This window comes from Croceibacterium sp. TMG7-5b_MA50, assembly GCF_039830145.1.
GTDB lineage: Bacteria > Pseudomonadota > Alphaproteobacteria > Sphingomonadales > Sphingomonadaceae > Croceibacterium.
Genome location: NZ_CP156082.1, coordinates 2,309,042 through 2,322,330, shown reverse-complemented (window position 1 = coordinate 2,322,330; position 13,289 = coordinate 2,309,042). Strand labels below are relative to the sequence as shown.

Annotated in this window: 7 protein-coding genes; 4 read left to right on the top strand and 3 right to left on the bottom strand. The window is 69.6% G+C overall.

The features are described 5' to 3' along the window. Positions 1-17 precede the first annotated feature (17 nt). The 3 genes from galA to uxaC form a co-directional block, all read right to left on the bottom strand. On the bottom strand, positions 18-2,498 hold the full coding sequence (gene galA, locus V5740_RS10975) for a beta-galactosidase GalA (protein ID WP_347302518.1): 2,481 nt from the start codon (positions 2,496-2,498) through the stop codon (positions 18-20). Positions 2,499-2,569: 71 nt separating this feature from the next. Then, a complete protein-coding gene (locus V5740_RS10970) occupies positions 2,570-3,586 on the bottom strand; it encodes a LacI family DNA-binding transcriptional regulator (RefSeq protein ID WP_347302517.1) in 1,017 nt (338 codons plus the stop codon). A gap of 14 nt (positions 3,587-3,600) precedes the next feature. Continuing rightward, positions 3,601-5,016 carry a glucuronate isomerase gene (gene uxaC, locus V5740_RS10965; protein ID WP_347302516.1) on the bottom strand — a complete coding sequence of 472 codons (1,416 nt, stop codon included), beginning with the start codon at positions 5,014-5,016 and terminating at the stop codon, positions 3,601-3,603. Between the two features lie 67 nt (positions 5,017-5,083). Between uxaC and V5740_RS10960 the strand changes: the two genes are divergently transcribed. The 4 genes from V5740_RS10960 to V5740_RS10945 all read left to right on the top strand — a co-directional run bounded on the left by V5740_RS10960 (position 5,084) and on the right by V5740_RS10945 (position 13,289). Continuing rightward, positions 5,084-6,601: an altronate dehydratase family protein gene (locus V5740_RS10960; RefSeq protein ID WP_347302515.1), complete on the top strand. Its 1,518-nt coding sequence runs from the start codon at positions 5,084-5,086 to the stop codon at positions 6,599-6,601. Next, the gene (locus tag V5740_RS10955; protein ID WP_347302514.1) at positions 6,598-8,046 is read left to right on the top strand and encodes a mannitol dehydrogenase family protein; all 1,449 of its coding nucleotides are present in this window, start codon (positions 6,598-6,600) and stop codon (positions 8,044-8,046) included. The genes V5740_RS10960 and V5740_RS10955 overlap by 4 nt, the downstream gene beginning before the upstream one ends. A gap of 22 nt (positions 8,047-8,068) precedes the next feature. Continuing rightward, the gene (locus V5740_RS10950) at positions 8,069-9,379 is read left to right on the top strand and encodes an MFS transporter (protein ID WP_347302513.1); all 1,311 of its coding nucleotides are present in this window, start codon (positions 8,069-8,071) and stop codon (positions 9,377-9,379) included. A gap of 199 nt (positions 9,380-9,578) precedes the next feature. Next, positions 9,579-13,289, top strand: a complete 3,711-nt coding sequence (locus V5740_RS10945) for a hypothetical protein (RefSeq protein ID WP_347302512.1) — start codon at positions 9,579-9,581, stop codon at positions 13,287-13,289.

Sequence of the window (13,289 nt, the reverse complement as noted above, 5' to 3'; positions counted from 1 at the left end):
GCGCAAGCAGCCGTCCCTCAGCCCGGGCCCACCGCCAGCGTCACCTCGCCCGCCTGCAGCCCCTCTGCCTCCGCGCGCACAACCACCGTGCCGCTGCGTGACCCGGCGCGCAGGATGGCCTGGCACAGGCCGTTGAAGGCGCGCCGTTCGCTGGCCGCGTCCGCCTCCAGGCTGGTGGGGTTGCCGTTGCCAACGCCGATGATCGCGGCGCGGCCATCCACCTTGAAGCGGATCAGGTTGTCACCCGTCGGCACCCGGTTGCCGCGCCGGTCCAGCACTTCCGCCCGCAGGATCGCCACGTCGTCGCCGCTCGCCGCCAGTCGGCGCCGGTCGGCGGTCAGCTCGATCCGGTGCGGCACGTCCGCCGTCTGCACGATGGCCCGGGCCGTGCGCAGCTTCCCGTCCATGCCGCGCGCCTCCAGCCGGCCGGGTTCGTAGGGGACCTGCCAGACCAGGTGCCCGTCCACCGGCATCGGCTTGCGGCCGATGGAATCGCCGTTCAGCAGCAGCTCCACCTCCGGCGTGTTGCCGTGGACCCAGACCTCGATCTCCTCGCCCTCGCGCCCCGGCCAGTTCCAGTGCGGCAGCAGGTGAACCAGCGGCTCCGCCGGGCGCCACCAGGCGCGGTAGTAATAGAAATTGTCCTTGGGGAAGCCGCAGGTGTCGGTCACCCCGAAATAGGAGGAGATGGAGGGGAAATGCGGGTAGGGCGTCGGCTCCCCCCGGTAATCGAATCCGGTCCAGATGAAGCCGCCCGCGATCCACGGCCGGGTCGCGGCGATGCGCCACCAATCCTCCGCCGTGCTCGCCCACCACGGATGCTCCGTATCGTAGGCGCGCACCACCTGGGCGGTGGCATCGTTGACGTAGGCGCCGCGCGTGGCGACGGTGCTGCCCGTCTCGCTGCCATAGACCGGCACGTTGGGATGCGCGGCGTGGAACGCATCCATCCGGTCGGTGCGGTAATTGAAGCCGACCACGTCGACCACCTCCCCCACGCCCTTGTCCCAGCTATTGTCCATGGCGAAGGTCGTGGGGCGGGTCGGGTCCAGTTCGCGCACCAGATCCTGCTGCACGTTGGTGATCCGCGCGCCGCGGGCATTGCCCTGGTGCGGCTCCTCGTTCCCCAGCGACCAGGCGATGATCGACGGGTGGTTGCGATCGCGGCGCAGGATGCGGTCAAGCTCGTCCATGGCGACGGGATCGCTGCTGTTCCGGCGTGTCTCCACCACCGTCATCATGCCCATCTCGTCCGCCGCATCCAGGAAGGCGGCGGCGGGCGGGTTGTGCGCGCTGCGCCAGGCGTTGCAGCCCATCTCCTGCATCCGCGCGATCCGCCAGCGGTGCAGCGCGTCGGGGATGCCGGTGCCGACGCCGGCGTGGTCCTGATGGTTGCACACGCCCAGCAGCTTCGTCACCGCGCCGTTCAGCAGGAAACCGCGCCGGGCATCGAACTTGACGGTGCGCACGCCGAACGGGGTGACGTAGCGGTCGACCATCGCCTCCCCCACCAGCACCTCGCTGACGAGGCGGTACATGGCCGGGTCCGCCGGGGACCACAGGCGCGGGGCGGGCAGCAACACCGTCGCCTCGGCGCTGAGGCTGTCGCGCGCGGGCACGGTCAGCGTCTGATCGTCCAGCCGCACGGCCAGCCGACCATCGGCGCCCTCGATCCGCTGGCGCAGCGTCAGGGTGGCGGGTTCCGCGCCATCGTTGCGCAGCTCCAGCGTGGCGGCGACCTCGGCCCCGGCACTCTGCGTGGTGCAGCGGACGTAGCTGCCCCATTGGGGCACGTGGACGGCATTGGCGCGCACCAGCTCCACATGGCGGTAGATGCCGGCCCCTTCGTAGAACCATCCTTCGCCCAGCGTCGCATCGACCCGGACGGTGACCACGTTGGGACCGCCGTCATAATCCAGGAAGTCCCCGATGGAGACGGTGAACGGGGCATAGCCGCTTTCGTTCGTGCCCACGACATAGCCGTTCACGAACACGGTCGCGTCGCGGAACACGCCATCGAAGGCGAGCCAGATCACCCGGTCGCGGTCCGTCTTCTCGATCGGCAGGGCGGCGCGATACCAGCCGATCGAATTGGCGGGGTGCGCCCGGCCGATCGCCTTGAAGCCGTGGGCGGCGGCGGCATCGGCGGTTTCCTCCGGCGCGCGGTCGGCGGGCGGGGCGAAGGGCAGTTCCACCGCCCAGTCATGCGGCACCCGCACCTGCCGCCACCCCTTGTCGTCGAAGTTCGCCTGCGCCGCATCGGCGGTGGCCGCGCCGGCCTTGGCGTAGGTGCGCTGGTTGCGACCCCAGCCGAAATCCGCCTCCACATCGGCGGCATGGCCCAGATGGAACCGCCATTCGGCCAGCCGGGTGACCTGCCGCGCGGGCGGACGCTCCGCGCGGTCCTGCGCCGCCGCCCGCAGCGGCAGGCCCGCCAAGGGCAATACCGCCCCGGCCAGCACCGCATTTGCGATCAGGTCACGCCGTGCGACTGCCATGTGTCCGGTCCCCTTCAATTATCCGACCAGCAGGTATCGCAAGGTCTCGGCCGGCGCCAGTCCGTGTCCGGTCAGGCTGATGCGGGGCCGGTGGACTCGCCGTGAATGATCTCCAGCGGGATCAGCGTCTGCTGCGGTTGCGCCGCGGTCTGGCCGATATTCGCCAGCAGCGCCTGCGTTGCGCGCCGCGCGATCAGCCGCATGGGTCGGCGCACGGTGGTAAGCGCGGGCGTGACGAGGGCCGCGACATCGCCGCCATCGAAACCCGCGACCGACAGGTCGGCGGGCACGCTGAGGCCGCGCTGCTCCGCCGCCTTCAGCACGCCCGCGGCCATCAGGTCGTTGCAGGCGAAGATCGCGGTCGGCCGCTGCGCCCGGTCGAGCAATTGCGCCGCGGCGGCGAGCCCACCTGCAAAGGTGTAGTCACTTTCCACCACCAGCGCGGGGTCCAGCGTCAGGTGATTGGCGGCGAGCCCGTCGCGGAACCCGGACGCGCGCTCCTGCGCGGAGGCGCGCGCCGCCGGGCCGGCGATCATGGCGATGCGCCGGTGGCCGTGCATCGCCAGGTGTTCGCCCAGCGCGGCGGTGGCGCGGGCATCGTCGGTCCACAGCATCGCACGGTATCCCGCCAGCGGCCGGCTGGCGAGCGCCACCGCCGGCACGCCCAGCCGCTCCAGCGCCTCGGCCAGTCCCTCGACCTCCGACACGGGCGACAGGACCACCAGCCCGTCCACCCGGCTGCGGCGGGCGAAGTCGCTCAACTGCCGGACCAGATCGGCATCGGCGGCCTGCGCCGGGCGAACCACCAGTTCGTACCCGCTGCCGGAGCACGCCTCCACGATGCCGCGCTGGACGGGGCCGAGGACCTGGGTGTTCTCGTCCCCCTGGATCACCCCGATCAGGTGCGAGCGGCCGCTGGCCAGTGCCTGCGCCCGCGCGCTGGGGGCGAAGCCAAGACCTGCGATCGCCTGCTCCACCGTGTCGCGGGTGCGCGCGCCCACCTTCGGCGACCGGTTGATGACGCGGCTGACGGTGCGCACGGACACGCCCGCCGCCGCCGCCACGTCGATGATGGTGGGCGCGCCCATGGATGGCGAGTGGGTCAATCGTCCAGGCGGTAGGCGCGCCGCACGAACCCGCTGGTCAGTTCCTGCGCCAGGTCGGCGGCCTCCCAATCCTCCAGCCGGTGTTCGGCCACCAGCCGCGCCAGGAACGCGCAATCGACCCGGCGGGCGACGTCGTGGCGCGCCGGGATCGACAGGAAGGCGCGCGTATCGTCGTTGAAGCCGACCGTGTTGTAGAAGCCGGCCGTCTCCGTCGCCATCTCGCGGAAGCGCAGCATGCCCTCCGGGCTGTCGTGGAACCACCATGGCGGGCCCAGCTTCAGGCAGGGGTAATGCCCGGCCAGCGGCGCCAGCTCGCGGGCGTAGGTGCTTTCGTCCAGCGTGAACAGGATGATCGACAGCGTGGTGCTGGTGCCGAACCGGTCCAGCAGCGGCTTCAGCGCGTGGACGTAATCGGTGCGGGTGGGGATGTCCGCCCCCTTGTCACGCCCGTGGCTGGCGAACAGGCCGCCATTGTGGTTGCGGAAGGCGCCGGGGTGGATCTGCATCACCATGCCGTCCTCCGCGCTCATGCCCGCCATCTCCGTCAGCATCTGCGCGCGGAACAGCTCGGCATCGGCCGCGGTCCAGTCGTCACCCGTCACCTTACGGAACAGCGCCTCGCACTCCGCGGGCGAGAGGTTGGCGGTCTGCGCCGTGGGGAAGCCGTGGTCGGTGGCGGTCGCGCCAACGGCGCGGAAGTCGGCGCGGCGCTTGCGATGGGCGGCGAGGTAGCCCTGCCAGCTCCACACATCCTCCCCCGTCAGTTCGGCGAGGCGCTGCATCGCCGGGCGGAACGCCTCGTGCTCCACGTCGATCACGCCGTCGGGGCGGTAGGTGGTGGTCACGCGGCCCTTCCAGCCCGATGCCAGGATCGCCTCGTGATGGGCGAGGCTGTCCTGCGCGCCTTCGGTGGTGGCCAGGAAATCGATGTTGAATCGGTCGAACAGCGCGCGGGGGCGGAATTCCGGCGTCGCCAGCGCGTTGGTGATGGTGTCGTAATACAGGTCGGCGCTCGCCCCTTCCAGCGCGACATCCATCCCGAACACGGTGGCGAAGGTGTAGTCCAGCCACATGCGCGACGGGGTGCCGCGGAACAGGTGGTAGTTCTCGGCGAACACCCGCCAGCCGGCACGCGGATCATGCGCCGGCGCCTTGCCGTGCGCGGGCACGCCCAGCACGTCCAGCGCGATGCCCTGCGAGTAGAGCATGCGGTACAGGTAATGGTCGGGCGCCAGCAGCAGTTCCGTCGCGTTGGTCCACGGGTCGTTGGTGGCGAACCAGGCAGGATCGGTATGCCCGTGCGGGCTGACGATCGGCAGGCCGGCGATGCCGGAATACAGTTCCCGCGCAATGGCGCGGGTGGTGGGATCGGCTGGCAGCAGGCGATCTTCGTGCAACACCAATGGACGCATGAAATCCTCGTCTAACAGGGGGCAAACGACTTGTGCCAGCGTTGGCACAAATGGTAGCACGCTGCAAATGAGCGTTATCGAGCAGATCGGCATCGCCGCCGTGCGCGTTGCCCCGCAGGACAATGTCGCCGTGGCATTGCGTCCCATCGCCCCCGGCGAACGGGTGGATGTGGCTGGTGCCAGCGTGGTCGCCACCGAATCGATCGAACAGGGGCACAAGATCGCGCTGGTGGAAATGACACCGGGGGAACAGGTGCTGCGGTACGGCTGGCCGATCGGCAGCGCGACGCAGGCCATCCCCGCCGGCGCCCATGTCCACAGCCACAACGTCCACACCAACCTGAAGGGGGAGGAGCCGTACCGGTACGAGCCCGCCGCCCCGGCAGCGCCGGTCCCCGCGGCCAATCGCTGGACCTTTGACGGCTATCGCCGCGCCGATGGCAGCGTCGGCACGCGCAACCAGGTTTGGATCATCCCCACGGTCGGCTGCGTCGGCCGCACGGCGCAGCGGCTGGCCGCGCAGGCCAACGCCCGCCATGGCGGCAAGATCGACGGCGCGCTCGCCTTCGCGCATCCGTTCGGCTGTTCGCAGCTGGGCGACGATCTGGACGGCACGGCGCGCATCCTGGCGGCGCTCGCCTGCCATCCCAATGCCGGCGGCGTGCTGCTGCTGGGCTTGGGGTGCGAGGAGAACCAGCTGTCGGCCCTGATCGAACGCATCCCCGAACCCTACCGCACCCGGATGCGGACGCTTGGCGCGCAGTTCAGCCTGGACGAGATGGCCGATGGTGCAAAGGCGATCGACGAGCTGGTGGAACAGGCCGCCGCCGATACGCGTACGCAGGTGGGTCTCGAATCGCTGCGCCTCGGCCTGAAATGCGGCGGGTCCGACGGGTTCAGCGGCCTCACCGCCAATCCGCTGATCGGGCGCGCGGCCGATGCGGTCGTGGCTGCGGGCGGCACCGCCGTCCTGACCGAGATTCCCGAGGTGTTCGGCGCGGAGCGCCTGCTGATGGCGCGTGCGGAGGATGAGGGGACGTTTCACGCGCTGGTGGAGCTGGTGAACGGCTTCAAGGCGTATTTCCTGAAGCATGGCGAGCCGATCAGCGAAAATCCCAGCCCCGGCAATGTCGCGGGCGGGATCACCACGCTGGAGGAGAAGTCGCTGGGCGCGGTGCAGAAGGGCGGCCGCGCGGCGGTGGTCGATGTGCTGCGTTACGGCGAACGGCTGCGGCGGACCGGCCTGTCCATCCTGGAGGCGCCGGGCAACGATGCCGTCTCCACCACCGCGCTGGCGGCGGCGGGCGCCACGCTGACGCTGTTTTCCACCGGCCGCGGCACCCCGCTGGGCAGCCCGGTGCCGACCATGAAGCTGGCGACCAATCACGGCCTCGCCGCCAGGAAGCCCGACTGGATCGACTTCGACGCGGGTTCCGTGCTGGACCCCGCGCCGGAAGGGGGCATGGATGCCACGGCGGAAGCGCTGCTGGCGCGCATCTGCGAGGTTGCCAGCGGCGAACCAGCGCGTAACGAGGTGCACGAGGAGCGTGACATTGCCATCTGGAAGCGGGGCGTGACCCTTTGAGCGAACATCCCCGTCTGTCGCGCGCCACGCTGGCGCAGCGCAAACCCGGCATCGCGGCTCCCGCCTACCAGTTGGAAGGGCGCTTGCCCGGAATCGTGCATTTCGGCCCCGGCGCCTTCCACCGGGCGCACCAGGCAGCCTATGCCGATGCGGTGCTGGATAGCGATCCGCGGTGGTCCATCTGCGAAGTGGCGCTGAATTCGACCGGCACGGCGGATGCGCTGGGCCCGCAGGACGGGCTGTACGTGCTGGCCCTGCTGTCCGCCGAGCCCGAATATTGCATCATCGGTTCCATCACGGAACTGCTGTCCGCGCGCACCGACGGCGAGACGATCCTGCAGCGACTGGCCGCGCCGACCACGCAGCTGGTCACCTCCACCGTGACGGAGAAGGGGTACTGCCTTTCGCCCGAAGGCGGGTTGGACATGAACCATCCGGGCATCGCGGCGGAGCTGGCGGGCGGTGCGCCCACCACCTTCATCGGCTGGCTGGCCGCGGGCCTCGCCCGCCGCATGGCGGAAGGCGGCGGGCCGCTGACCGTGCTGTCGTGCGACAATCTGGCGCATAATGGCCGCCGGCTGGGCCGGGCGGTGACCGAATATGCGCAGGCGACCGATCCGGCGCTGGCCGAATGGGTCGCCAGCAATGTCAGCTTTCCCAGCTCCATGGTCGATTCGATCACGCCCGCCACGACCGATGCCGTGCGCGAGCAGGTGGCGGAGGCGACCGGGCTGGAAGATGCCTGGCCGATCCAGCGCGAGCGTTTCACCCAATGGGTGGTCGAGAACGACTTCAAGGGCGCGCGTCCCCCCTTTGATGCCGCGGGCGTGCAGTTCGTCAGCGACGTCGCCCCGTTCGAGGAAGCGAAGCTGCGCCTGCTGAACGGGCCGCACTCCACGCTCGCCTATCTGGGGGTGCTGCTGGGGCACGAGACCGTGGCGGATGCGATGCGCGACGCCGACCTCGCCGATTTCGTCCGCACCATGATGCACGAGGATATCGCGCCCACGCTGCGCCCGCTGGAGGGCATGGATGTGGGCGATTATGCCGAAAGCGTGCTGGAACGCTTCCGCAATCCGGCGATCCGCCACCTGCTGGCGCAGATCGCCTGGGATGGGTCGCAGAAGCTGCCGTTCCGCATCCTGGGCACGATCGCCGACCGGCGCGCCGCCGGGCTGCCGACCGGGCGGCTGGCGGTGCCGGTCGCGGCGTGGTTCCGTTTCCTGGCATTGCGGCATAGTGATGGCGAGAAGCTGGTCGACCCGCTGGGCGGCAAGCTGGCGCCGCTGGCCGCCGCCGGCGACATCGACGCGCTGCTGGCGATAGACGCGGTGTTCCCGCGCACACTGGCCGGGGATGGAGAATTCGTGGCCGCGCTGCGGCAGGCGCATGCGGGATTGGCCGACGAATCGGCGATCCGCAGCACGCTGAAAACGGCACTGTGATTTTCGGAGGGAGAGGAAACTGGTGAACGCGATCGAACGGGGGGCGGCGACAGGCCAACGCTACCGCTGGGTGATTGTCGGCCTGCTGCTGCTGGCGACTATCATCAACTATGTCGACCGGCAGATGATCGGTCTCCTGAAGCCGACGCTGCAGGCGGAGTTCGGCTGGACGGAAGGCGATTACGCCAACATCGTGCTGTGGTTCCAGGCGGCCTACGCCATCGGCTATCTCGGCTTCGGCGCCACGATTGACCGGATCGGCGCCAAGGCCGGCTATGCCATGGCGTTCCTGATCTGGACGGGCGCCCATATCGCGCATGGCCTGGTCAACACGGTTGCGGGCTTTTCCGCCGTCCGCTTCGCGCTGGGCATCGGTGAATCCGGCAACTTCCCCGCCAGCCTGAAGGCGATCGCGCAGTGGTTCCCGCCCAAGGAGCGGGCTTTCGCTACGGGCATCTTCAACGCCGGTTCCAATATCGGCGCGATCATCACGCCGATCCTCGTCCCCATCCTGACCATCGCCTATGGCTGGGAATGGACCTTCATCATCACCGGCCTCGTCAGCCTGCTGTGGCTGGTCGCGTGGCTGGTGTTCTACAAGAACCCGCCGGTCGACCAGTCGGCCGACGTGCCCGTACCCGCCCCGGCGGACAACGCGATCGAGGCACCGGCGATCGCCGCCACCGCCGCGACCACGCCGGTCGGCGTCCCCCCGCGCATCGGCTGGCTGGCCGTGCTGCGCCTGCGCGCGACCTGGGCCTTTGCTTCCGCCAAGTTCCTGACCGATCCGATCTGGTGGCTGTTCCTGTTCTGGCTGCCCGACTTCTTCGCCCGCCGTCACGGCCTCAGCCTGGCGGAGTTCGGCCCGCCGCTGGTGGTGATCTACCTCGTCGCCGACGTGGGCAGCATCGGCGGCGGCTGGCTGTCCATGCGCTTCATGCGGGGCGGCATGAGCCAGAACAAGGCGCGCAAGCTGACCATGTTCCTGTGCGCGTTGCTGGTGGTCCCGGTGATCTTCGCGCAGTACGTGGAAAGCCTGTGGCTGGCCGTGGGCCTGATCGCGCTGGCCGCCGCGGGGCACCAGGCGTGGTCCGCCAATCTCTACACGCTGCCGTCCGACACCATCCCGCAGAGCGGGATCGGCAGCGCGATCGGCATCGGCGGGACCTCCGGCGCGATCGGCGGCATGCTGATGGCGCAGTTCACCGGCTGGATCCTGGATACGACAGGCAGCTACTTCCCGATCTTCTTGGTCGCGGGCAGCGTGTACCTGATCGCGCTGGGCATCATCCAGCTGCTGGTGCCGCGCATTCCGGATCGCTCCGCCGCCTAACGGTAGGCAATTCCGCGGGGTTGAAAGGAGGCGCCCTGCCGTGGCCGGCAGGGCGCCTTCTTTTTTACTGATTTTGCGTAATCGAGAGCTTGCTAAGTTCCAGGGCACGGCGCACAAGCTGCGCTGCTGAAAAGAATCGTCAGGTCGCCAGACAAACCGGTCGCGCCGCACACAAGCGACGCCGGATGGGAGAGGGGCCATGGCGACACGACCTGATGCTGACCCGATCGGACGGCAGCGGATACCCGTACCCGGAAGACCAGCCTTCACCGCTTGGCGCCGCGTCACCCGCGCGCGTGATCTGGTGGCGTTGTGGGTCAGCTGGCGCGGGCTGGAATTGCGGCGGCAGGGTGGCCTCGGCAGCTTCCCCGGCGGGCGTGGGCGCGAGGGCGACGCGCTGGTGGCAGGGGCCGACGGCGGCCTGCTGCGGGTCCGGTTCGATTTCCAGCACATGGCCGAACAGGCGCTGTTCGCCGCACCACCACCACTAAGCGATCCGGCGCCGGGCGGCATCACCCCGCCCGTGCCGGTACGCGCCGCCGGGCAGAGCCGGCTGGTGCTGGAGATCCCGGCGGGCGAGATGGTCGAATGGTCGGTTGCTGGATTGCTGGCGGCGATCGGGCGCTGGCCCATGGTCGTGGCCCCTTCCGCGCAGCCCGCCGCCGTGCCGCCGGTGCTGATCCCCGGCCCGCGCACGATCGGCGCGCCGCTGGCCGATGCGCTGAAGCAGGTCGAGGTAGGCCTCGCCCGCCGCCTGCCGCAAGGGGCGGCGAACCTGCTGGAAGGGCAGCGCGCGATGGTCGCGGCCAACCGGCTGGCGCGCGGCGGCGTGGTGGCGGCGCGCGACACAGTGGTCGCCGGCGCACAAGCGCGCGGGCAGATGGGCGAGCTGCTGGATGCGGGCGGCCGGCTGGGCCGGGTGGATCGCCGGCCCGATCATCTTGAGGTGGACGACAGCCTGCTGGAACGGCTGCCCGACATTGGCCCACGCCCGCGGTGGACGCTGCCGAACCTGCGTGCCCCGACTAGTGCCGAGACCGCGATCGAGGCGCCGTTCCGCCTGCTGCTGTCCCCTTCCGTCAAAGGTGGCTGGTCCCATGCCGCGCAGCCGGTGGAAGATGCCGAGCGGACCGGCCGGGTGGAGCTGTGGCACAGCCGGCTGGGTGTGCGTGACGATGCCGGCAAGGTGGACGAGGGCGCCGCGGCGGAGCGGATCGTCCGCGCCATCTGGACTCGCGATCGCGACGGCCAGGCAGAGCTGCCGTTCCTCAATTCGCTGAAGCACAATTGGCGCGAGGCGATTGTGCTGCAATCGGCCGGCTGTGCGGACGCGCCCAATGTGCGTCCCCGGCCGGCGCAGGTACGCCGCATGGCGCTGAGTTCCGTCGGCGCATGGATCGACCTTGCCGCCGCGTGGAACCCCGACCCCTATGTGAAGCCCTTCGACGAAATCCAGAAGAAGCGCCCGCTCGACCCGCGGCTCACCGCATTGAGCGGGTGGGAACATATCGCCCCGATGGGCCGCGACCAGTATGTGCGGGTGGACATCCCCGGCTACCTGTTCCCGCTGGGCCACCGGGCGACGCTGGTGACGATCACCTATCGCCAGATCGTGGGCGCCACCCGGCCGCAGGCGGCGTTGTTCCAGAAGCAGTATATACAGCTGAACGAGAAGGAGCGCACCTTCACCCGGCGCGACCTGCCCTTCGTCCATGCCCGGATCGGCCCCAGCCGCTCGCCCGACCTGACGCAGCAGAACGGTAGCGATCCGTTCTGGCCGATCGTGCAGGCCACGGGCGAGGCGTTCGAGTGGAAGATCGAGACACAGGACCATGACGGGCAACCGGTGCAGTTGCAGGCCGCGCTGGTGTTCGTGCCGCTGGATGGCGGCATCGACACGCAGCCGGCCAAGCAGGCGGCGATCACCAACCTGTATGCGCAGCGGCACCCGACCATCGCCGCCGGCATTCCCGCCAATGGCCAGCAGATCGCCTTCGCCCCCGCGCTGGCGGCGGAAGAGGGCCGGGCGGAGGCCCGCGCCAGCGCGGAGGTCGCGCGCATCCTGCTGGGCGGCGAGCCGCGGTCGACCGGCAGCACGCCGTTCATGCGCGGGGCGGAGATTGCCGTTCCGGCGATCCAGCGGCTGACGCCGGAGGGCGGCGGCGGGCGGCAGGTCGCCTATCCGAAGGTCTACAAGGACAGCGGATTTTCCGCAGCCAATGCCGGCAATGTCTATCTGGAGCTGGTCCGCACGGTCGGCACCAATCTGGTGGCCGACACCACCGAGCTTGCCTTCGGGTCGAGCGAGCGGGCGGGCGGCTTCATCAAGCCGGACGTGATCGTCGCCGGCCTGTCGCGCGCCAATGGTCTGGTCAGCAATGTCCAGAAGGCGGCGGAAGGGAAGTTCGACCCGGCAGAGCTGTTCGGCACGCTGCCCAAGCTGTTCGGCATCTACAATCTGTTCGAACTGGTGGCCGAGGTGGCGCTGGACCACGCCCCCAAATTCGTGACGGAGGCGCTGGACACGGTCGCCGCGCTGCTGGACGATCTTGCACGCCTGCGCGAACAGGCGGCCGAATGGGGCATCACGGTTCCGCCCACCCCGCAGACGCCCAAGGACATCGTCCAGACCTTCGACGAGGTGAAGGATGCGATCGCCGACATCACCGCCGGCGACCTGACCGAGGCAGCGAAGCAGCGGGTGGAGGCGGCGCTGGCCGCGCTGCCGCCGATCCTGCAACGCATCGCGGAGGAGGAGGCGAAGAAGGCGTTCGAACCCGTCCGCCGCGCCACCATCGGCCGGCTGGTGGAGGCGGTGAACGCCGCGCTGGAGAACGAGATCGTGCAGGCGGTGCTCGCCTTCGCCGAAGGGATCGTCAGCGGCGGCGAGTTCCGCGCACGGATGGAATGGCGGCCCCGGCTGGTGAAGCAATTGCCAGCGGCGGCGGTGCCGGTGCTGGTGTTCGCCAATGACCGCGCGCTGACCGTGACGGTGGAGGCGCGCGCCGCCGGTGCCCGGCCCGCCGGGCTGGAGGTGACCGCGCAGCTCAGCGACTTCCACTTCAACCTTGTCCCCGGGTTCGAGCTGATGGAGGTGAGCTTCAAGCGCATCGCCTTCGTCGCCAGCGCATCGCGCCGGCCCGAGATCGACATCGTGTTCGACGAACTGAAATTCGTCGGCGTACTGTCCTTCGTGGAGGTGCTGAAGGACCTGATCCCGCTGGACGGCTTCAGCGACCCGCCGTTCCTGGACGTCAGCACCGAAGGCATCAGCGCCGGTTTCACGCTGGCGCTGCCGAATCTCGCCATCGGTGTGTTCAGCCTGACCAACCTGTCGCTGGGCGCCGATGCGCGGGTGCCGTTCCTGGGCGACACGCCCGTCAGCGTCGGCTTCAACTTCTGCACCCGCGAACGACCCTTCACGCTGGCGGTCGCGTTCCTCGGTGGCGGCGGCTTCATCGGTATCCGGCTGGACCCCGAAGGGCTGGTGATGCTGGAGGGCGCGTTCGAGTTCGGCGCGGTCGTGGCGCTCGACTTCGGAGTCGCCTCCGGCTCCGTCTCCGTGATGGCGGGCATCTACTTCAAAATCGAAGGGGATGCGGGGCAGCTGACCGGCTATGTCCGCATCCGCGGCGAGGTCGATGTGCTGGGCCTCATCAGCGCCTCGCTCGAGCTCTATCTCGCGCTCACCTACTACACCGCGCCGCAGGACAAGCTGGTGGGCGAGGCGCAGATGACCATCAAGGTGGAGGTGCTGTTCTTCTCCACCAGCGTCAGCGTGAAGGCGCGACGCGTGTTCGCCGGATCGAACGGCGACCCGACCGTGCGCGACATGCTGGAATATGCCGACGGCCAATCGAAGGTGTGGGACGAATACCTGGCGGCGTTCGCCGGCGAGCAGGAGGGCTGA

Excerpts from the sequence above, each read along its gene's own strand:
- V5740_RS10945 (WP_347302512.1), top strand. The coding sequence starts at position 9,579 with ATGGCGACACGACCTGATGCTGACCCGATCGGACGGCAGCGGATACCC.
- galA (WP_347302518.1), bottom strand. The coding sequence starts at position 2,498 with ATGGCAGTCGCACGGCGTGACCTGATCGCAAATGCGGTGCTGGCCGGG.
- uxaC (WP_347302516.1), bottom strand. The coding sequence starts at position 5,016 with ATGCGTCCATTGGTGTTGCACGAAGATCGCCTGCTGCCAGCCGATCCC.
- V5740_RS10960 (WP_347302515.1), top strand. The coding sequence starts at position 5,084 with ATGAGCGTTATCGAGCAGATCGGCATCGCCGCCGTGCGCGTTGCCCCG.
- V5740_RS10970 (WP_347302517.1), bottom strand. The coding sequence starts at position 3,586 with ATGGGCGCGCCCACCATCATCGACGTGGCGGCGGCGGCGGGCGTGTCC.